18 protein-coding genes are annotated in these 19,526 nt (G+C 63.4%); 13 read left to right on the forward strand and 5 right to left on the reverse strand.

The window, feature by feature from the left end; translation table 11 throughout:
• The first annotated feature begins 290 nt into the window (after positions 1–290).
• Positions 291–1,862: a TerC family protein gene (locus tag EGJ22_RS01410; RefSeq protein WP_029887128.1), complete on the forward strand. Its 1,572-nt coding sequence runs from the start codon at positions 291–293 to the stop codon at positions 1,860–1,862.
• Here EGJ22_RS01410 and rarD read toward each other — a convergent pair.
• Both rarD and EGJ22_RS01420 read right to left on the reverse strand, forming a co-directional pair.
• Complete coding sequence (gene rarD / locus EGJ22_RS01415) at positions 1,825–2,712, reverse strand: EamA family transporter RarD (protein ID WP_029887129.1); 888 nt, start codon at positions 2,710–2,712, stop codon at positions 1,825–1,827. The genes EGJ22_RS01410 and rarD overlap by 38 nt on opposite strands.
• A 33-nt stretch (positions 2,713–2,745) precedes the next feature.
• Entirely contained in the window at positions 2,746–4,332 is a 1,587-nt protein-coding gene (locus EGJ22_RS01420) for an EAL domain-containing protein (protein ID WP_029887130.1), read from the reverse strand.
• Between the two features lie 310 nt (positions 4,333–4,642).
• On the opposite strand from EGJ22_RS01420, the gene hppD reads away from it, so the two are divergent.
• On the forward strand, positions 4,643–5,719 hold the full coding sequence (gene hppD / locus EGJ22_RS01425) for a 4-hydroxyphenylpyruvate dioxygenase (RefSeq protein WP_029887131.1): 1,077 nt from the start codon (positions 4,643–4,645) through the stop codon (positions 5,717–5,719).
• A 22-nt stretch (positions 5,720–5,741) separates the two neighbouring features.
• Here hppD and EGJ22_RS01430 read toward each other — a convergent pair whose 3' ends face one another.
• Positions 5,742–6,548: a CSS-motif domain-containing protein gene (locus tag EGJ22_RS01430; RefSeq protein ID WP_029887132.1), complete on the reverse strand. Its 807-nt coding sequence runs from the start codon at positions 6,546–6,548 to the stop codon at positions 5,742–5,744.
• 240 nt (positions 6,549–6,788) lie between these two features.
• Between EGJ22_RS01430 and EGJ22_RS01435 the strand changes: the two genes are divergently transcribed.
• Positions 6,789–8,861, forward strand: coding sequence for a PAS domain-containing sensor histidine kinase (locus EGJ22_RS01435; protein ID WP_050492237.1), 2,073 nt, complete (start codon positions 6,789–6,791; stop codon positions 8,859–8,861).
• Positions 8,862–8,866: 5 nt separating this feature from the next.
• On the opposite strand, the gene EGJ22_RS01440 is transcribed toward EGJ22_RS01435, so the two are convergent.
• Both EGJ22_RS01440 and EGJ22_RS01445 read right to left on the reverse strand, forming a co-directional pair.
• Complete coding sequence (locus EGJ22_RS01440) at positions 8,867–10,483, reverse strand: ATP-binding protein (RefSeq protein WP_029887134.1); 1,617 nt, start codon at positions 10,481–10,483, stop codon at positions 8,867–8,869.
• 78 nt (positions 10,484–10,561) lie between these two features.
• Positions 10,562–11,617: a HEAT repeat domain-containing protein gene (locus tag EGJ22_RS01445; RefSeq protein WP_029887135.1), complete on the reverse strand. Its 1,056-nt coding sequence runs from the start codon at positions 11,615–11,617 to the stop codon at positions 10,562–10,564.
• Between the two features lie 168 nt (positions 11,618–11,785).
• Between EGJ22_RS01445 and EGJ22_RS01450 the strand changes: the two genes are divergently transcribed.
• From EGJ22_RS01450 to EGJ22_RS01495, 10 genes are all read left to right on the forward strand, one after another.
• Complete coding sequence (locus EGJ22_RS01450; protein WP_029887136.1) at positions 11,786–12,463, forward strand: thermostable hemolysin; 678 nt, start codon at positions 11,786–11,788, stop codon at positions 12,461–12,463.
• Entirely contained in the window at positions 12,453–13,904 is a 1,452-nt protein-coding gene (locus EGJ22_RS01455; protein WP_029887137.1) for an AMP-binding protein, read from the forward strand. The genes EGJ22_RS01450 and EGJ22_RS01455 overlap by 11 nt, the downstream gene beginning before the upstream one ends.
• Before the next feature lie 8 nt (positions 13,905–13,912).
• Complete coding sequence (locus tag EGJ22_RS01460) at positions 13,913–14,593, forward strand: TenA family transcriptional regulator (protein WP_029887138.1); 681 nt, start codon at positions 13,913–13,915, stop codon at positions 14,591–14,593.
• Complete coding sequence (locus tag EGJ22_RS01465) at positions 14,580–15,386, forward strand: SDR family oxidoreductase (RefSeq protein WP_029887139.1); 807 nt, start codon at positions 14,580–14,582, stop codon at positions 15,384–15,386. The genes EGJ22_RS01460 and EGJ22_RS01465 overlap by 14 nt, the downstream gene beginning before the upstream one ends.
• Positions 15,383–16,024, forward strand: coding sequence for a hypothetical protein (locus EGJ22_RS01470; protein WP_029887140.1), 642 nt, complete (start codon positions 15,383–15,385; stop codon positions 16,022–16,024). The genes EGJ22_RS01465 and EGJ22_RS01470 overlap by 4 nt, the downstream gene beginning before the upstream one ends.
• Before the next feature lie 2 nt (positions 16,025–16,026).
• Positions 16,027–16,689 (forward strand): response regulator, encoded by a 663-nt coding sequence (locus tag EGJ22_RS01475; RefSeq protein ID WP_009685546.1) that lies wholly within the window; start codon positions 16,027–16,029, stop codon positions 16,687–16,689.
• Complete coding sequence (locus EGJ22_RS01480) at positions 16,686–18,050, forward strand: sensor histidine kinase (protein WP_029887141.1); 1,365 nt, start codon at positions 16,686–16,688, stop codon at positions 18,048–18,050. The genes EGJ22_RS01475 and EGJ22_RS01480 overlap by 4 nt, the downstream gene beginning before the upstream one ends.
• A gap of 83 nt (positions 18,051–18,133) precedes the next feature.
• Positions 18,134–18,676 (forward strand): chalcone isomerase family protein, encoded by a 543-nt coding sequence (locus EGJ22_RS01485; RefSeq protein ID WP_029887142.1) that lies wholly within the window; start codon positions 18,134–18,136, stop codon positions 18,674–18,676.
• A gap of 1 nt (position 18,677) precedes the next feature.
• Positions 18,678–19,220: a DUF3833 domain-containing protein gene (locus EGJ22_RS01490; RefSeq protein WP_125920109.1), complete on the forward strand. Its 543-nt coding sequence runs from the start codon at positions 18,678–18,680 to the stop codon at positions 19,218–19,220.
• Positions 19,217–19,522, forward strand: a complete 306-nt coding sequence (locus EGJ22_RS01495; RefSeq protein WP_009685542.1) for a DUF6482 family protein — start codon at positions 19,217–19,219, stop codon at positions 19,520–19,522. Before EGJ22_RS01490 ends, EGJ22_RS01495 begins: the two co-directional genes overlap by 4 nt.
• Positions 19,523–19,526 lie beyond the last annotated feature (4 nt).

The following is a 19,526-nucleotide window of genomic DNA, read 5'->3' on the forward strand; positions in this document are numbered from 1 at the left end:
GTGAGGCGGCTATGCTGGCCGGTCACGGGGTGGGGTGTATTGAACAAAAGTACCCGCACCAGGCGACCCGTCGAAATGCGCGCCCAGCGGCCGGCCTCATTCCGCCCGCCGGCCTGTTACAGGTTTTGTAATAGTTTTACGCTGTCGGACAATCCTGATGTCCTTGTAGCATCATTCTCCCTAATTGTTATCAAGGTCTATATGAGCACCTTCGCGGAGCCCCCCAGTTCGTGGCCGTTCTGGCCAAACCTTCCCCGTCCTCGTGACGCTGCCCTCGTGAGTACCCGCTAATGGAATGGCTAGCCGATCCTACGGCCTGGCTAGGCCTGTTGACGCTTATCGTCCTCGAGCTGGTGCTGGGTATCGACAACCTGGTGTTCATCGCCATCCTGGCGGACAAGCTGCCCCCGCATCAACGCGACCGTGCCCGGGTCATTGGTCTGAGCCTGGCGCTGATCATGCGTCTGGGCCTGCTGGCCAGCATTTCCTGGATGGTCACCCTCACGGCACCGCTGTTCGAGGTGTTCGGCAAGAGCTTCTCTGGCCGTGACCTGATCATGCTGTTCGGTGGTGTGTTCCTGTTGTTCAAGGCCACCATGGAGTTGCATGAACGCCTGGAAGGGCATGTGACCCAAGCCAGCGGCACCTTGCGTCATGCTGCGTTCTGGCCAATCGTCGCGCAAATCGTGGTGCTGGATGCGGTGTTCTCGCTGGACGCCGTGATCACTGCGGTGGGTATGGTCGAGCACCTGTCGGTGATGATGATCGCGGTGATTTTCTCGATCGGCATCATGATCGTTGCCAGCAAGCCGCTGACCCGCTTCGTCAACGCCCACCCCACGGTAATCATGCTGTGCCTGGGCTTCCTGATGATGATCGGTTTCAGCCTGACCGCCGAAGGCCTGGGCTTCCACATACCCAAAGGCTATCTGTACGCGGCCATTGGCTTCTCGATCCTGATCGAGCTGTTCAACCAGCTGGCGCGTGCCCGGCGCAAGCGCAGCCTGCAGCAGCACAAGCCGCTGCGTGAGCGCACTGCGCATGCCGTGCTGCGCCTGCTGGGCGGCCGCCGCGTCGAAGCTGACGAGGTGGGTGAGGAAATCGCCGACTTGGTCGAGGGTGGCGAAGAACAGGTGCTGTTCGACCGCCGTGAGCGGGTGATGATCAGCGGCGTGCTGAACCTGGCCGAGCGGCCGATTCGCACGGTGATGACCGCGCGTACCAAGGTCGACGTGATTGACCTGGCGCAGCCGCCCGAGGCCATTGCCCAGGCCCTGGCCAACTCGCCGTATTCGCGCCTGCCGCTGATACGCGGCGGCCGAATCGACGAGCCTTTGGGCTTCGTGCACAAGAAAGAGCTGCTCAAGGAGCTGCTGTCGGGTAACCAGCCCGACCTGGAAGGCATGGCCCGGGTACCGCTGAACCTGCTGGAAAGCTTCAGTATCCTCAACGCCCTGGAGCAGATGCGCGCCCAGTCCACGCACATTGCCTTCGTGGTCAACGAGTTCGGTGACTTCACCGGCCTGCTGACCATGACCGACATCCTGGAGTCGATTGCTGGCGAACTGCCGGATGCCAGCGAGGTTGACGGCCCTGGCATCGTGCAGGAAGGTGAGGGTTTCGTGGTCAGTGGTGCCTTGAACCTCAGCCAGGTGCAGGCGCGTACCGGCTTCAGCGCCCGGGCCACCGAGGACTATCAGACCCTCGCCGGGCTGGTGATGAGCCTGCTCGACCGCCTGCCAATGGTGGGTGATCAGCTGTGTTGCAATGGCTGGACGCTGACCGTGGAGGCGATCGAAGAACGGCGGGTAAGGCAGGTGCGCCTTACACCGAACGGCGACGCTGACGCAGCAGGTGCTTGAAGCCTTCGAGCACCAGCACCAGCACGGCGGCCCAGATCGGCAGGTATGTCAACCACTGGTCTGGGCCGATGGTTTCGCCCAGCAGCAACGCCACGCCCACCAGCAGCACGGGCTCGACGTAGCTGAGCAGGCCGAACAGGCTGAATGGCAACAAGCGGCTGGCCAGCACGTAGGCGATCAGGGCGCAGGCGCTGATCGCCCCCAGCAGCGGAATCAGCGCATACAGCCCTGGGTGCGCCTGCAGGTCAGCGCTGGAAAGCGGCCCCTGCATCACGAAATACAGCGCCCAGGGCAGCAGCAGGCACATGTCGCACCACAGGCCACCGAGGTGGTCGGTGCCGCAGCGCCGGCGCAGTACGAAGTAGACGGGGTAGCCGGTCACCACCACCAGGGTTTCCCAGGCGAAACTGCCATGCTGGTAGAGTTCGTGGCCCACACCCAGTGCGGCGCAGGCCACGGCTACTGCCTGCAGGCGTGACAGGCGCTCACCGTACACCAGCCGCCCGGTCAGGACCATGGCCAGTGGCAGCAGGAAGTAGCCCATCGACACTTCCAGGCTGCGCCCGTGCAGGGGCGCCCACAGGAACAGCCACAATTGCACCCCCATCAGCCACGAAGTGCCGAGCATGCCGAGCAGTAGCACCGGCGTGCGGCGCACGCGCCCCAGCAATTGGCCGACGCGTTTCCAGTCTTTTGAAACCAGCATGAACAAGGTCAGGCAGGGCAGGGTCAGCAGCGTGCGCCAGCCGAATATCTCTTCGCCATCGAGTGGCCTGAGCAACGAGGTATAGAAGTACATCACGGCGAACATGCAGGACGCCACGACGGATGAAACAATGCCTTTTGACACGAATGCCTCGAATACAGGAGTGGAGCGGTTAGGTCAGCCGCCAATGATCTCAGGGGGCGCGGCTTGCGGCAACCGCGAGGCGCCGGGGCGGGTGGCCAGCGCTTCGAGAAACTGCTGTGCAGGCATGGGCCTGGCGAACAGGTAGCCTTGCTGATAGTCCACGCCATGGCTAGCCAGGTAATCGCGCTGCGTTTCGGTTTCCACGCCTTCGGCGACAATGCCCAGGCCCAGTTTGGCTGACAATTCGATGATGGTTTCCAGGATATGCACCGACAGCGCATCGGCACCGATCATGGCCACGAAGCGCTGGTCGATCTTCAGGTAATCGACCTTGAACTGAAGCAGGTAGTTGAGGCTGGACTGGCCGGTACCAAAGTCGTCCAGTGCGATCTTCACCCCCATGACATCGAGCTTTTCGAACAGCTCGAGCGCCACGGGCGTGGGTTCGATGAGCTTGCGCTCGGTCAGCTCCAGGGTCAGCACCACCCGGCCTGGGGGAAAGTGCTGCAGGAACGTGCGGCAGTCCTCCAGCAAAGTCAGGTCGCGGCAGTGGTCGGCCGTGATGTTGATGCCGACGTGGAAGCCGTCCTCCAGCAGCGTTGCATAGGGCGCCAGGGCTTGCGCAGTGTGCATCATCAGTGCCCGGGTCATGGCCACGATCTGCCCGCTGTGCTCTGCGTAGGGGATGAACAGGTCTGGGCGTACCAGCCCCTCTTGAGGGTGGTTCCAGCGCATCAACACTTCGACGCCGGCCCAGCGGTAATCACCCTTGCGCACCACCGGCTGGAAGTACGGCAGGAATTCGTCGGCCTCCAGCGCCCGCCTCAGCTCGGCGCGGGGTGAGTTGGCGCGGCGCACCTGCCAGTGGCATACCAGGCCGGCGATCACGCCCAGCACCAGCAGCATGCCGAGCAGGGCAGGGTAATGGCTGCGCCACAGGCGGCTTTGCTCGGCGGCGCTGTACCCGCCCTGTACGCTCAGCGGATAACGCGTGGAGGCCAGCAGCACATTGGCGTGATCAGCGACCGGCGGCTGGCCATGGTGCACGATGCCGTCCTTGCCCATCCAGGCGTCGCCGACGCGGATATACAGTGCTTCGTCGGCGCCTATCAGGCGCAGCGCCGTCAGCAGGTGATCGCCGTCGACCGTGCTGATCGCACCGTGGTCCCCTTGGCTGGCCCTGTACACCAGCAGTGGGTGGCCGGGGGTGACCGAGTTGCCATCCATCAGCCACAGTTCGCCATCGACATAGTCGGCGGGGTTGACTGGCTCATCGAATGCGCCGAACAGCGACGTGCAATAAATGCTGTTGTGCCTGAACAGGTTGGTGGAGCGCACGAAGGCGTTGCGCGTGACCTGGGTGCGCAACAGCAACTGGGCTTGCTCGCAGGGGACATCGGTGTGCGCCAGCAAGCTGTCGGCGGCGCTCGACAGGTTGTCGAGGATATGTTCGATATGGCCGAGCACCTGCTGCGTGGTGGTGTGGCTGCTCGCCTTCATTTCCCGTTCGATCTGCCAGTGCATGATCGCCAGGCCGCTCACTACCGGCACCATACCGACCACCAGCGGCAACAGGGTGCGCCAACTGAAGACGCTGCGGTGTTTGGCTGTAAGGGGCATGCTGGGTGGCTACGTTGAAAGGCTACGCTGAAGGTTAACAGAGCATAGCCGTTAGTCGGGCAGGGGCCTTAACAAAAACGCGACAAAGGTATTTACGCAATGTAGAATCGGTTTACGAATAAAACAATAAGGTCCTTCAGTGCCGAAGGATCAAGCCCGCCGAGAATGGGTCCGTATGACATACCATGGGTTCAAGCTGATCATTGGTGATTTCCTCGCCCGCAGCGTGCGAGGTATCCCGTGCGCCCCGCCATTTCTGTTCCGCATCCCACGCAATGATTAATTTTTAGCTGCAGATGAGGACACGAACATGGCTGATATCTTCGAAAATCCAATGGGCCTGATGGGCTTCGAGTTCATCGAACTGGCGGCCCCGGCCCCTGGCGTACTGGAGCCGGTATTCCAGATGCTGGGCTTCACCAAGGTCGCGACCCACCGTTCCAAGAATGTGCACCTGTATCGGCAGGGTGGCATCAACCTGATTCTGAACAACGAACCCAGAAGCATCGCGTCGTATTTTGCCGCGGAGCATGGCCCATCGGTATGTGGCATGGCCTTCCGTGTGCGCAATGCCCATGAGGCCTATGCCCGTGCGCTGGAGCTGGGCGCGCAGCCGGTAGAAATCGAAACCGGCCCGATGGAACTGCGCCTGCCGGCGATCAAGGGCATTGGCGGTGCGCCGCTGTACCTGATCGACCGTTTCGAGGAAGGCAGCTCGATCTACGACATCGACTTCAACTTCATCGAGGGTGTCGACCGCCACCCGGTCGGTGCCGGCCTCAAGGTCATCGACCACCTCACCCACAACGTTTACCGTGGGCGCATGGCCTACTGGGCGGGCTTCTACGAGAAGCTGTTCAACTTCCGTGAAATCCGCTACTTCGACATCAAGGGTGAGTACACCGGCCTGACCTCCAAGGCGATGACCGCCCCGGATGGCATGATCCGCATTCCGCTCAACGAAGAGTCATCCAAGGGCGCCGGGCAGATCGAGGAGTTCCTGATGCAGTTCAACGGTGAGGGCATCCAGCACGTTGCCTTCCTGACCGATGACCTGCTCAAGACCTGGGACGCGCTGAAGGGGTTCGGCATGCGCTTCATGACGGCGCCGCCGCAAACCTATTACGAAATGCTCGAAGAGCGCCTGCCCGGCCATGGCGAGCCGGTCGATCAGTTGCAGGCGCGGGGTATCCTGCTCGATGGTGCCTCGCAGCCGGAAGACAAGCGCCTGCTGCTGCAGATCTTCTCGGAAACCCTGCTCGGGCCGGTGTTCTTCGAGTTCATCCAGCGTAAAGGCGACGACGGGTTTGGTGAAGGCAACTTCAAGGCCCTGTTCGAATCCATCGAGCGTGACCAGGTGCGTCGCGGCGTGCTGAGCACCGACTGACACGCTGGTAGTGGCGCCGCCGTCATGTCCCTTCGGCGGCGCGGCTACGCCTGTTCGCGCGCCCTTTCATCAGCGCCAGGAAAACCACCGAGGCGGTCAGAACCCCCACCAGTAGCAAGGAGGGCAGGGTCTGGCGCATCGACTGGCGAATCTCCCGCGCGGTGAAACCTTCGGCATAGCCGCCTACGACCCGGTAGCCGTATTTCTGTGAAAGCATGCTGGTCGAAAACTCGTCCTGCGAGGGGCGGGCGCCGGCGCGGCTGTCACCGCCACTCCACAGGTAGCGGTCGTCGAATTCCAGCAGCAGCGTCAACCCGTCCTGGAAAGCGTCCAGCTCGCTGCGAAGCTGCGAGGCATACGCCGTGACAATGACACCCTGGTTATTGTCGGCCGTATACAGGTTCACCAGCAGCTTGCGGCGGGTATCGGCGAGCCCATAGGAAATCTCGACCTGGCGGCCAGACGTGGCAAATGCGGTCAAATCCTCCAGCGGGTCCGGCGTGGTACTGCAATAGGCCTGCTCGTCCTCTACCAGCGTGAGGGACCTGAGCATGGACAGGCTGGTGACATGATCCTGCAAGGTGTTCAGGGCGCTGGCACAAGGCTGCCCGGCCAGCGGCAGTGAACGCAACGCGGTTTCCTGCATGCGGTTGAATGCCTGATCGACACTGTAAACCGCTTCCTTCACGGAAACAGCCGCATTCTCCGCAAGTTTCGTTTGCAGTTGCAGGATCATCACCAGCAACCCGGATACCACGGGTACCAGCCCCACCACGATGAGCAACAGCAACTCCAGCATGCTACGCCCGGCGTTGACGATGTACGACATAGACCTATTGCGCTCCGCTGCAACGCTGTTCCAGTTGAACAGCCGAGCCCAAAGCCTAGGTCTTCGATGGTCGTTCGGCTGTAGGCCGAAGAAAGCGCGCGTGACAGTAATTGCGCAAACCTGCGTAAGCCCTATCGGCCTGCCGGCCGGGCCAGTACCTTGAACTCCGCCATGGTGGGCCGAACGTGCTGTGCTAACTTCAATAGCATTACCCGCAGCCCCCTTGGCCATGCTGGAGCCATGACATTGGTCGCCAAAAAATCATCACTTGGCCTTGAGCCACAGATCCGCCTTCACCCGCCTGTTGCCGCAGCCCGCAGGCCGGTTGACGACCGGATCGTGCAGCTGGACTGGAGCCGCACCTCGCTAGGGCCGCTGCCGCGCTGGCCGGCTTCGTTGCGCATCGCGGTGGATATGATGCACCTGTCGCCGTTCCCCTGTGCCGTGGTCTGGGGGCCAGACCTGACGGTGGTGCACAATGATGCCTACCATGCATTGCGCGGCGGCGCTGTGGATGGGCTCGGCCAGGCGTTCGATACACTGTGGCGCGAAATCTGGCCGACAGTGGGGCCGTGGGTTTTCAAGGCCCTGGAAGGGCAGTCGAGCTTTGTCGAGGACCCTCCCTTGCGCATCGGCAGTGACCCGTGCGGCGAGCCACTGTGGTGCGCATTCGGTTACGCGCCCCTGCACGATGAGCAAGGCAATGTCGCGGGCTTTCTGCACACGGTGATCGAGACCACTGCCAGCGTCGAGGCACACCGGCATTGGCGCGAGCAGGCGCAAGGCTTCGAGCAGCAGATCGAGCTGCATGTGCTGGAGCGCGAGCAGATCTGGCAGATGTCACGCGATGCGATGATGAGGGTTACCCCGGAGCTGAAGGTGCATGCCGCCAACCCCGCCTGGCACCGGGTTCTGGGTTGGGACGAACAGCAGATCCAGGGGGTGTCGGTACTGGAACTGGTGCACCCGGCAGATCGGACCGAGGTGCAGGTGGTGGTGTCGGCGTTACTGCAAGCCAGCAGCGCAGACCCGATCGAGACCCGCTTGCGGCACCGCGATGGGCATTACCATACCTTCCGCTGGAGCGCGCGCTTCGATGGGCGCTTGCTCACCGTAGTCGGCCAGGATATCAGCGAGGACCGCGAAGAGGCGGCGCGCCAGTCCGAAGCGCTGATGCGCAACACTGAACGGATGGAAGTCGTGGGGCAACTGGCCGGGGGCATGGGCCATGAGTTGAATAACCTGCTTTCTGGTATCGGCGGTAGCCTTGAGCTGCTCCAGCGCCGTCTCCAGGAGGGGCGCCCGGAGCGGATCGGTGCTTATGTGGATGTTGCCCGCGATTCGGTGATGCGGGCCATGGAGCTGACCCACCGTTTGCTGGCCTTTTCCCGCCACCAACCCTTGGCGCCAAAGCCGCTGGATTTCAACCGGCAGTTGCGCCTGTGCGAGCCGTTGTTGCGCAGGACCTTGGGTCCGGAGTTGTGCTTGCACTGGCAACTGGACGTCGCCCCGTGGGTGGTCAACCTGGATGTCACCCAGCTCGAAAATGCATTGATCAACCTGTGTACCAACGCCCGCGAGGCGTGCCTGGAGCGGGGCAATGTCACGATCCGCAGCGTCAACGAACGCTTGATCGCGGCGTTCCCGGACGAGAACGGGCTGCCGCCGGGTGACTATGTGGCCTTGCATGTGGAGGACGATGGCCACGGCATGGCGGCTGCGGAAATCGCCAAGGCGTTCGAGCCTTTTTTCACCACCAAGCCCATCGGCCGTGGCTCCGGCCTGGGGTTGTCGATGGTCTACGGTTTTGTCGGCCAGTCGGGGGGCTATGCGTGGATCGAGTCTGCGCCGAACCAGGGGACCAAGGTGTCGATGTTGTTCCCCAGAACGTTCGAGCCGCTTCCTGATGAGTGCAAACCGGTGCAAAGGACGCAACGCATGGCCCAGGGTGAGCGGCTGCTGCTGGTGGATGACGAACTCAATCTGCGCGCGGTGATGCGTGAATACCTGGTTGAGCGCGGTTTCCAGGTGGTTGACGCAAGCGACGCCAATACCGCATTGGAGCGGTTTCGCCATGACGGTCCGTTCGACCTGGTGATCACCGATATCGGTTTGCCGGGCGGCTTCAGCGGGCGCCAGGTGGCCAAGGCCATGCGCATGCAACTGCCGCAGCAGAACATCCTGTTCATCACGGGCTATGCGGGGCAACCGGTGGAGCCCCAGTTGCTCGAACAGCCTGGCACAGCGTTGATGAACAAGCCGTTTTCGCTGGCAGACCTGGCAGACCAGGCGTTGCGCATGCTTGAACAGTGAGCCACTCAAGGTTGGCCAAGGATCATGGCCACCTGTTCCTGCAGCTGTCGCAGTTCGAATGGCTTGCAGATCAGGTGCATATCGCACCCCAGAAAGCCCTCGCGCGCCATCGCGGTTTCCGCGTAGCCGGTAATGAACAGCACCGGTAACCGGGGGCGCAAGCTACGTGCAATCTCCGCCAGTTGCCGACCGTTCATGCCGGGTAAACCTACGTCGCTGATCAGCAGGTCGATGGGTTGCGAGGCGCGTAGCACTTCAAGCCCCTCCTCGGCGTTGGCCGCACTCAGGCACGTGAAGCCATTGTCACGCAGGGCCTGGCACAGCAGTTCGCGAACATGCAGGTCGTCCTCGACCAAGAGCACCCGGTGGCCGTGTGTGGCTTGCGCAGGTACCAACGGTTGGGCGGGCGAGGGTGCCTGGTCGATGTGACGCGGCAGGTACAGGTCTACCCGCGTGCCCTTGCCAATTTGGCTGTGCAGGGTGACATGGCCATGGGATTGCTTGCTGAACCCGTACACCATCGACAAGCCCAGGCCGATGCCTTGGCTGGTCGCTTTGGTGCTGAAGAAGGGTTCGAATGCGTGCTCCAGTGTACTTGGCGCCATGCCCTGGCCGTTATCGATCACGCTCAGGCGCAGGTAATCGCCGGCGGTCAGGGGGCCGTCGGCCATGGGGCTGCTGTAGATAGGCTGATTGGTTGCCTCGATCCGCAGCAGGCCACCGCTGGGCATGGCTTCACAGGCATTGAGGATCAGATTGTCGAGGGCCTCGCGCAATTGCTGGTCGTCAGCTTCCGCGTTCCACAGGCCTTTGGCGATGCTCACCTGCAACTTTATCGCAGGCTTGAGTTGAGCCTTCAGCTGCTTGGTCTGCAACAGGGTGTGCAGGTTGACGCATCGGCTGTGCAACGACTGCCTGCATGAGAAGGCCAGCAGACGATGGGTGAGGCGGGCGGCGCGTGACACCGCTTCGCGGCCCAGGCGCAACACGCTGTCCAGGCCGTCGGCGCGGCCTTGCTTGAGGCGCCGGTCGATCAGCTCGAAACTGCCGCCAATACTGGTGAGCAGGTTGTTGAAATCGTGGGCCACGCCGCCAGCGAGTTGGCCGATAGCTTCCATCTTGCGCGCCTGGAAGCGGGCCTGGGCGTAGCGCTCCGCCGGCTCATCAGGCTGGGCGAGCCCGTTATCCAGCCGCTGCTGCAGGTTTTTAAGCTGGTCGCGGGTCAGGTATTGCCGACGCCTGTGGCGCAGCGCGGACTGGGTCATGTGCAGCAGTTGGTCGTCGCCGAAAGGGGGCACCAGCAGGGTAAGGTTGCCGACCGGGTGATTGTGCACGCGGCTGGCCGACCATGCACCCTGGGTCACCAGCACGATGGGCAGATCCGACCAGTGCGGTTGCTGGTCGATAAAGGCCTGCAGCAGGGTACTAGGGCCTGCGTTGAACACCTGCTCGGCGATGATCGCCAGGCCGGCGCCTTCTGCCAGGCGCGCATGCAGGTGCGCCAGGTCGGTGGCACACAGGCAATCGATGCCGGCCGCCGACAGCAGGTGCGAGGTTTGCGCCGCCAACGGTGGTGGGGCGAGGATCAACGCACGTTCATCCAGCGCCAATGAACTGGCCAAGGCAATTCTCCTGCAGAGTGGCCTGATAACCACTGGACCCTGGGCACAGGCTCAGGGTTCAACAGGTTTCAGGCAGGCCTAGAGGCCTTGCTGCAGGGCGGGGTCATCCGGGTTTTGCTGCTCCAGCTCGGCCAGCAGCACCTGCACGTTCTGAAGTTGGCCGGATTCTTTCCAGTACTGGATCAGCAACACCCGCGCGCGACGGTTGGCCGGTTGCTGGCTGAGCACGGTTTCCAGCTGCTTCTGCGCCGCATCAAGTTGCTCCAGCGCATGCAGGGTCACCGCCAGGGTATAGCGGTAATCGACGTTGTCCGGGTCCAGTTCAACCGCGCGGGACAGTGCCAGCAAGGCGTACTCACGTTGCTGGTGGCGGATCAGCCAGCGCCCCAGTTGATATTGCAGGAAGGCCGAGTCCGGGCTCAGGGCCAATGCCTTGCCGAGCACCTGGCGTGAGGCATCGTGCTGGCCTTGACGTTCCAGCAGGCGCACCTGGGTGGCCAGCGCATCGAGGTTGCCTGGGGCGACGGTCAATGCACGTTGCAGGGCTACCGCAGCTTGGGTGTAGTCATTTTCGTGCATGTACAAGCGCGCCAGGTGCACTTGCGCGTCTGCTTCCTCGGGTTGTTGCGCCAGCGCTTGCTGGTATTGCTCCAGGGCCGCCTGCAGCGGGCCGAAATACAGGCCTATGTCATCCGGGGAAAGGCCAAGCAAGGCGTCCACGGCAGCGAAGCGCACGCTTTGGTCGTCATCGTCCAGCAGCGGGCCTAGCACCAGGCTGCGCTGCGCCGCAGGCAGCAGCAGGCGGATACCTGCGATGGCGGCACGGCGCACCAGTGGCTCGGCGTGTTCCAGGTCTTGCCGGGCGATTTTCAAGGCCAGTGGCGAAGGGTAGTTGGGCAGCTCGGCGTACAGGGCTGCGCGCCGGATCGCGGGCAAGTCGGTGCGTTGCAACTGCTGGTAAAGCACCCTGGCAGCGCCAGGCCGACCGTCGTGGGCCTGGCGCAGGGCCTTGGCATAGCTATGCGCCGGCAAGGTCGGCTGGGCTGACGGAGTATCGCGCCACAGGTACCCGAACAGGGCCGATACCAGGATCAACAGCAGCACGGCGATCAGGTAGCGGTTGCGTCTGGGCATCGGGGGGTCCATGGCGGCAAGAAGGGCTGAGCTTGGGCCAGGCGGTAGATAAAAGCAACGGCTTGGCTATCGACCGTTCGGTTTCCGGGCGTTTGTTCAGCCGGCTTCAGATTCCCTTCAGATTCGTCACTGATACTTCGCCCAACCCATTAATCAGGGGGGAGTCCCATGACCCATACCCTTTGGAGCCACCTGCTCCCATTGCCGATAGGCACCCATGCAGCGCATCACGGCTGTTTGTCCCTGCACCTGCCGGACGACCCTGACCGGGAGGCGCTCGAGCAGTTCATTCATCGCTGTTTCGCTCAAGTTCACCACGCCGATGTACACCATTACCTGCCCGAGTTGCTGGCCTTGCGTGATAGCCACGGGCACTTGATCGCGGCGGCGGGTCTGCGCCCGGCCAGCACTGGGCCGCTGTTTCTCGAGCGTTACCTGGACGTGCCCCTGGAAACCGCGGTTTCGCGCCTGACCAGCCTGCCCGTTGCCCGCGAGTGCATGGTCGAGGTCGGCAACCTGGCGTCGCTGAGCGCTGGCAGCGCACGCATCATGATCACCGCCGTGACCTGGCTGCTTGCCACCCGTGGGCTGAAATGGGTGGCGTTCACCGGTGCCTCCACCTTGATCAACAGTTTCCAGCGCCTGGGCCTGGCACCTACCGTGCTGGCGCAGGCCGACCCGGCACGCCTGGACGAGCCCGTTGCGCAATGGGGCAGCTATTACGCGCAGCATCCGCAGGTGTACGCGGGCGAAATCGGCCAAGGCTTCGACTTGCTGCGTAGCGCTGGTGTGTTTCGCCGCCTGGGCTTTCCGGTGCTGGACGAGGAGACCGGCCATGCCGCTTGAACTTGAACGTTTCTGGCAGGCATTGCTGGCCCATGGTGACGCGCCCGCTCTGGAAGGGGCCAGTGCACGCTACACCTACAAGCAGCTGCTTGCCGAGGTGCTACAGCGTGCCGAGACCCTGCGCCAGCGTCAGGCCGGTGTGCTGGTGCTGGGGCTGGATAACGGTCCCGAACTGCTGTTGTGGGACCTGGCCGCGTTGGTCTCGGGGCGCGCCTGCGTGACGGTGCCCACCTTCTTCAGCCCAACCCAGTTGGAGCACTGCCTGCAACAGAGCGGCGCCAGCCTGGTGCTCGGCCCGCCCGCCTGGGAGAGCTTGCTCGGGCGGTTGGGTTTCGTCGACCAGCAAGGCTTCTGGTCGCGGCCAGCGCTGCCTGCGGTGGCCCTGCCTGAAGGCACCGCCAAGGTCACCTACACCTCTGGCAGTACCGGCAACCCCAAAGGCGTGTGCCTGAGCGCGCAGGCCATGTTGCGGGTCGCACACGAACTGGAACAGGCCAGCGGGCCTACGCAGCCTCGGCGCTACCTCGCTGTGCTTCCGCTGGGCGTGTTGCTGGAGAACCTGGGCGTTTACGCCGCCTTGCTGGCAGGGGCCAGTGTCATGCTGTACCCACAGGCCCAGTTGGGCATGGGGGGGGCCAGCCAGGTCGATTTCAAGCGGCTGCTCGGGGCCATCGCCTTGAGCGGCGCACAAAGCCTGATTCTGGTTCCGCAACTGCTGCTGGGGCTGGTCACGGCAATCGAGCGCGGGCTGATGGGGGTTGGCGTGCTGCGTTTCGTTGCGGTGGGTGGCGCCCGTGTGGCGCCCAGCCTGCTGGCGCGGGCCGAGGCCGTAGGCTTGCCGGTCTTCGAGGGCTACGGGCTGTCGGAATGTGCCTCTGTGGTGGCGCTGAACCGCCCCGGTGCGGTGCGCCCGGGCAGTGTCGGCCGGCCATTGCCGCATGTGCAGGTGCGTATCGCCGAAGACGGTGAGGTGCTGGTTGCCGGGACCCTGCTGCTTGGCTATCTGGGCGACACGCCCAGCCAAACCGCGTGGTGGGCTACCGGCGACCTGGGCTTTTTCGATGATGAAGGCTACCTGCACCTGAACGGGCGCAAGAAACACCAGTTCATCACCAGCTTCGGGCGCAACGTCAACCCTGAATGGGTAGAAGCCGAGCTGACCCAGAGCGGGGTGATCGCCCAGGCGTTCGTTCATGGCGAGGGCATGCCGCGCAACGTGGCCTTGCTCTGGCCGCTCGGCCCGGGCACCACGGACGCGGCTATCGAGCAGGCCGTGCAGCACAGTAATGCCAGTTTGCCCGACTACGCCAGGGTGCATGCCTGGCGGCGTTTGCCAGCGCCATTCTCGGTCGCCGAGCACACCCTGACCGCTAATGGCCGCCCACGCCGTGAGGCGATCCTGCAGCGTTATCAATCCTTGTTGTCCGACATTCCGTCATGAGGTCTACCATGTCATTTTTCGACACCCTGCAGCTGCAAACCAGCCACGAACGTCAGGCTTTGTTCGCGGTGCCGGTCATTCGCGAGGCGCTGGCCGGCCAGGTCAGCCGGGCCAGCTACATCGCCTTCCTCACCCAGGCCTATTACCACGTGCGCCATACCGTGCCGCTGATGATGGCGTGCGGCGCTCGGCTGCCGGCGCGGCTGGAGTGGTTGCGCGGCGCGGTGTGCGAGTACATCCAGGAGGAGTACGGCCACGAGCAGTGGATCCTCAACGATATCAAGGCCTGTGGCGGTGACTGGGAGGCGGTACGCGACGGCCGGCCTGCCTTGCCCATCGAGTTGATGGTTGCCTATCTGTACGACCTTATCGCACGGGGCAACCCGGTGGGGTTGTTCGGCATGGTCAACGTGCTGGAGGGCACCAGCATCGCCCTGGCCACCCATGCTGCCGGGGCGATCCAGAGCACCCTCGGGTTGCCCAACCAGGCCTTCAGCTACCTCAGTTCCCACGGCGCGCTGGACCAGGACCACATGGTCACCTACAAAAGCCTGATGGACCGGCTGGACGACGTGGCCGACCAGCAGGCGGTGCTGCACGCCGCTAAGGTGGTGTACCAGCTGTATACCGCCATGTTCGAAGGTTTGCCACGCACTGAGCATGCCGAGGTGCAGCATGCGCTTGCATGAGTCGGTGGTGGTGCTGACCGGGGCCAGTGGCGGCATCGGCCTGGAACTGGCCGAGCAATTGTGTGCAGCCGGTGCCCGGGTCCTGGCGGTAAGCCGGCACATGGGCAAGCTGGCGGGGCTGATGAACCGCTACCCTGGGCGCCTGCGTTGGCAAACGGCCGACCTGCGTACGCCGACCGGGCGTGAACAGGTGGTCAGCCGCGCCCGTGAAATGGGCGGGGTCAATGTGCTGATCAATGCCGCCGGTGTAAACCGTTTTGCTTTGCTGGACCAGTTGGACGAGTACGCGCTGGATGAATTGCTCGACATCAACATCAAGGCGCCCCTGCAGCTGACCCGTGCCTGCCTGCCCCTGCTGCGCGAGCAACCCAAGGCGCTGGTGGTGAATGTCGGTTCCACTTACGGCTCGATCGGCTACCCCGGCTACGCCACCTACTGTGCCAGCAAGTTCGCCCTGCGCGGTTTTTCCGAGGCGTTGCGCCGTGAGTTGGCCGATACCACGGTGAATGTGCTGTATGCCGCCCCGCGTGCCACCCGCACCACCATGAACAGCAGCGCCGCCACCGCGCTAAACCAGGCGCTGAAGGTCGGCATGGACGACCCGGCCGATGTCGCCCGCGCCGTGCTCGTAGCCGTCCAGTCGGAGCGCAGCGAGCTGTACCTGGGGTGGCCGGAAAAGCTCTTCGTACGCATCAACGGCATGTTGCCAGGGGTGGTCGACCGTGCCCTGCGCAAGCAATTGCCTGTCATTCGCCGCTACATTGGCGGCCATATCAAGGAGTCGAGCAAATGAAGCGACTGGCCTTCGTCAGCCTGCTGGCGTTCACCCCGTTCACCTGGGCACTGGACCCAGCCGGAAACCAGCAGCTCAGCGCGCTGCAACAGCGTTGGGCACAAATCCAGTATCAGACGCCCAAGGCCCAGCGTGCCGATGCTTTCGAGAAGTTGTCCGGTGAGGCGGCGGCATTCGTCAGGCAGCACCCCGGCACCCCCGAGCCGCTGATCTGGGAAGGCATCATCAACAGCAGCTGGGCTGGCGCCGTGGGCGGGCTTGGTGCGCTGGGTAAGGTCAAGTCAGCCAAGGCCAGCCTGGAGCAGGCCATGAAGCTGGACCCTGATGCCCTGCAGGGCTCGGCCTATACCAGCCTTGGCACGCTTTACGACCAGGTGCCGGGCTGGCCGATAGGGTTCGGTGACGGCGACAAGGCGGACCAGCTGTTGCGCGAAGCCCTCAAGATCAACCCCAACGGCATCGACAGCAACTATTTCTGGGCCGACCACTTGTACCGGCAAAAGCGCTACGCTGAAGCCACTGCTGCCTTGCACAAGGCCATGCAGGCGCCGCCGCGGCCGGGGCGTGAGCTGGCGGACCAAGGCCGGCGGGCGGATATCGCGGCTTTACTCAAGGCAATCAAGGACAAACAGGACTGAACATGCGGCTACTGCTGGTTGAGGACGATACCGCACTGGGGGAGGGGATCTGCGATGGCTTGCGCCAGGAGGGTTATACGCTCGACTGGTTGCGCGACGGCCAGAATGGCGTGCACGCACTGCTGCATGAAACATTCGACCTGGCCATCCTGGACCTGGGCTTGCCGCGCCTGGATGGCATCGAGGTACTGCGGCGCGTGAGAGGCGCTGGCAATAGCTTGCCGGTACTGATCCTCACCGCGCGGGACGCCCTGGATGATCGCATCGCCGGGCTGGATGCTGGCGCTGACGACTACCTGGTCAAGCCGTTCGACCTCAACGAGCTGAAGGCCCGCTTGCGGGCTTTGCTCAGGCGCAGCGCCGGGCGTGCCAAGGTATTGATCGAGCATGCCGGGGTCATGCTCGACCCCGCTACCCAGCAGGTACATTACCAAGGGCTGGAAGTGATATTGACCCCCAAGGAGTACCGCTTGCTGCATGAATTGCTGGCCCAGCCGGGAAAGGTGTTCACCCGCGAACGCCTGACACAGCTGCTGTATGGCTGGGATGAAGAGCCCGAGAGCAATACCCTGGAAGTGCACATCTACCACCTGCGCAAAAAGCTCAATAACGGCCTGATCCGCACGGTGCGGGGCATTGGCTACCTGGTCGAGGGCAAGGCATGACCTCGTTGCGGCGAAGGACGTTGTGGCGGGTCATGCTGCTGTTGCTGCTGGGGACAGGCCTGCTGACGCTGTACAACTATCATGACAGTCGCCATGAGATCAACGAAGTGTACGACGCCCACCTGGCGCAGAATGCCCGCCTGCTGCAGGGGGTCATGAGCCTGCCGGTCCAGGGCGGCTCGCGCGAGGCCATGTACCAGGCGTTCAACGACGCCTTGGCCCAGGCCGGCCACCACCGGGTTGGCCACCCCTACGAAAGCAAGCTGGCATTCCAGGTATGGGGTGAGGGGGGCGTATTGCTGGTGCATACACCCAGTGCCCCGCAGCTGTCGCTGCCGCCGTCCGAACCTGGGTTCTACGACTTTTCCAGTGGTGACCGGCAATGGCGCGGCTTCGTGTTACCGGTGCCGGAAAAGCACTGGGTCATCTGGGTGGGTGAACGTGATGATGTGCGCTACGACCTGATCGACCGGATCGTGCGCCATACCTTGTTCCCCTTCCTGCTCGGCAGCCTGGCCCTGGTGTTGCTGGTCTGGGTCGCGATCGGCTGGGGGCTGCGCCCCTTGCAGAACATGGCCACGGTCATTCGCGCACGCCACGCCGATTCACTCGAACCCTTGCGCCTGGCGCCATTGCCCTCGGAGCTGGAACCCATGCAAGCGGCCATCAACCGCCTGCTGGCGCAGATCGAAGACATGCTGCGGCGCGAGCACCGCTTCATTGCCGACGCGGCCCATGAAATGCGCACGCCGCTGGCGGTGTTGCGCCTGCATGCCCAGAACGCACTCGAGGCCGCGAGCGAGGCCGAACGGCGCAAGGCGCTGGGCTTTCTGATTGGCGGTGTGGACCGGCTGACCCGGGTGGTCAACCAGTTGCTGACCCTGGCCCGTGTCGAGCCGCGCCTGGGCCAGCACGCCGCGGTCAAGGTCGACCTGGGTGAGGTGGTCACCGACACCATGGCCGAGCTGACTCCCTGGATACTCGACCGCGGCCTGGAGCCATCGCTGGATATTGGTGAGGGTGATCACCACCTGGGCATCGACGCCGGGGCGTTGACCATCGCGTTCCAGAACCTGGTTTCCAACGCCGTCGAGCACTCGCCCCCGGGAGGGCGCATCAGCGTACTGCTCAGGCGCCTGGAAAACCGTTTCGAGCTGATCGTGGAGGATGAAGGGCCAGGTATCGAGCCGGCTGACATAGCGCGCGTGTTCGAGCGCTTCTACAGCCGTAACAGCCCTAACGGTGCCGGGCTGGGGCTGTCCATTGTCGCCACCATCATTGACCGCCTGGGCGGGCATGTTCACCTTGAGAACCGACCGGGCGGGGGCTTGGCAGCAACCCTGCGGCTGCCTTTTAACTGATGCAAAAAGCTGTACATTGAGGGTGACAAACCTGTACAAGGTGCTATGTTTGTACAATATTAGTCATGGCAGCCGAGGCCAGCATGGCAGTCCCAGCCCGATTCACATCCCTGTGTCTGTTGCTGACCGCTCTGGCCACGGCGGCTGTGGCGGACTGGCGCTCGGATGTGCCGGCCGCACAACGGCTGGGTGAAGGCGATTTCAGCTGGTGGGGCCTGCGTTTGTACAGTGCGCGGTTGTGGGCGGCCGGCCCCGTGCAGCGCTGGGATGAGCCGTTCGCGCTGGAGCTGCGTTACCACCGCTCGCTGTCCAGAGACACCTTGGTCGAAGCCAGCCTTGCAGAAATGCGCAGGCTCGACGGGGGCAGCATGACGGCGCAACGCAGCGCGCAACTGACCGCGCTGCTGCAACAGGCATTCGTCGACGTACGCCCTGGCATGCGCATAACAGGTGTTTACCTGCCGGGCCAAGGCTGCCGTTTTTACGTTGACGGCAAACTCAGCCGCGAAATCACCGACCCTGTCTTTGCCCGGGCATTCTTCGCCATCTGGCTCGGCCCGAATGCCAGGGACCCACAATTACGGCAGCGCTTGCTTGGGCTGGCCGGCACCGATGGAGAGCCGTGACATGAACGTTGGCAAAGCGCGGTTACTGGTTGGCTGCCTGCTGTTGGGCAGTTGCGGCAACGTGGGGGTCGAGCATTATGCCGGTGAGCAACCCAAGCTCGACCTTGCGGCGTTCTTCTCCCGGCCGGTTCAGGCCTGGGGCATGTTCCAGAAGCGTTCCGGCGAGGTGGTCAAGCGGTTTCATGTGCGCATCGACAGCCGCCGGGAAGGTGAGCGGCTGATTCTCGACGAGCACTTCGTGTACAGCGACGGCACGCGCCAACAGCGCACTTGGACCTTGGTGCCGGACGGGCCTGGGCGCTGGCGGGGCACGGCCGGCGACGTGATCGGCGAGGCCCGTGGCGAAGTGGCGGGCAATGCGCTGCGCTGGCGCTACCGGCTGGACTTGCCGGTGGACGGCAAGCACTGGGAGGTGGACCTGGACGACTGGATGTACCTGATGGATGACGACACGCTGATCAACCGCTCGAGCATGAGCAAACTAGGTGTGGAGATCGGCCAGATCACGCTGTTCTTCCGCCGCCTGCCGGAGGCTACGCCATGAACCTGAATGCATTGGCCCAGCACGTGGATGCTGGCGAAATCGAAGAGCTTGAAGTGCTGTCGCTGGAAGGCGGCTTCTACGTATTGCGTGCCATGACCGCAACCGGCCCGGTTACCTTGAGCGATGCGCAGGGGCAGCCTGTGCGCCTGCGCTCCACTACCGAACTGCGCGATTTGCTGGCTGACATGGCCGAGGTGCCATGCGTGCTGGTGCAGCAGTTGGTGCATGATGAGATGTGCGGGCAACGCGACGGCCCCATTGCACCGTTGCGCGTGCCGATTACACTGGCCAGCCAGTGGTAGGCCG

The organism is Pseudomonas sp. p99-361 (genome assembly GCF_003935475.1).
Lineage (GTDB): Bacteria > Pseudomonadota > Gammaproteobacteria > Pseudomonadales > Pseudomonadaceae > Aquipseudomonas > Aquipseudomonas juntendi.

Excerpts from the sequence above, each read along its gene's own strand:
- EGJ22_RS01410 (WP_029887128.1), top strand. The coding sequence starts at position 291 with ATGGAATGGCTAGCCGATCCTACGGCCTGGCTAGGCCTGTTGACGCTT.
- EGJ22_RS01420 (WP_029887130.1), bottom strand. The coding sequence starts at position 4,332 with ATGCCCCTTACAGCCAAACACCGCAGCGTCTTCAGTTGGCGCACCCTG.
- hppD (WP_029887131.1), top strand. The coding sequence starts at position 4,643 with ATGGCTGATATCTTCGAAAATCCAATGGGCCTGATGGGCTTCGAGTTC.
- EGJ22_RS01430 (WP_029887132.1), bottom strand. The coding sequence starts at position 6,548 with ATGTCGTACATCGTCAACGCCGGGCGTAGCATGCTGGAGTTGCTGTTG.
- EGJ22_RS01435 (WP_050492237.1), top strand. The coding sequence starts at position 6,789 with ATGACATTGGTCGCCAAAAAATCATCACTTGGCCTTGAGCCACAGATC.
- EGJ22_RS01445 (WP_029887135.1), bottom strand. The coding sequence starts at position 11,617 with ATGCCCAGACGCAACCGCTACCTGATCGCCGTGCTGCTGTTGATCCTG.
- EGJ22_RS01450 (WP_029887136.1), top strand. The coding sequence starts at position 11,786 with ATGACCCATACCCTTTGGAGCCACCTGCTCCCATTGCCGATAGGCACC.
- EGJ22_RS01455 (WP_029887137.1), top strand. The coding sequence starts at position 12,453 with ATGCCGCTTGAACTTGAACGTTTCTGGCAGGCATTGCTGGCCCATGGT.
- EGJ22_RS01460 (WP_029887138.1), top strand. The coding sequence starts at position 13,913 with ATGTCATTTTTCGACACCCTGCAGCTGCAAACCAGCCACGAACGTCAG.
- EGJ22_RS01465 (WP_029887139.1), top strand. The coding sequence starts at position 14,580 with ATGCGCTTGCATGAGTCGGTGGTGGTGCTGACCGGGGCCAGTGGCGGC.
- EGJ22_RS01470 (WP_029887140.1), top strand. The coding sequence starts at position 15,383 with ATGAAGCGACTGGCCTTCGTCAGCCTGCTGGCGTTCACCCCGTTCACC.
- EGJ22_RS01475 (WP_009685546.1), top strand. The coding sequence starts at position 16,027 with ATGCGGCTACTGCTGGTTGAGGACGATACCGCACTGGGGGAGGGGATC.
- EGJ22_RS01480 (WP_029887141.1), top strand. The coding sequence starts at position 16,686 with ATGACCTCGTTGCGGCGAAGGACGTTGTGGCGGGTCATGCTGCTGTTG.
- EGJ22_RS01485 (WP_029887142.1), top strand. The coding sequence starts at position 18,134 with ATGGCAGTCCCAGCCCGATTCACATCCCTGTGTCTGTTGCTGACCGCT.
- EGJ22_RS01490 (WP_125920109.1), top strand. The coding sequence starts at position 18,678 with ATGAACGTTGGCAAAGCGCGGTTACTGGTTGGCTGCCTGCTGTTGGGC.
- EGJ22_RS01495 (WP_009685542.1), top strand. The coding sequence starts at position 19,217 with ATGAACCTGAATGCATTGGCCCAGCACGTGGATGCTGGCGAAATCGAA.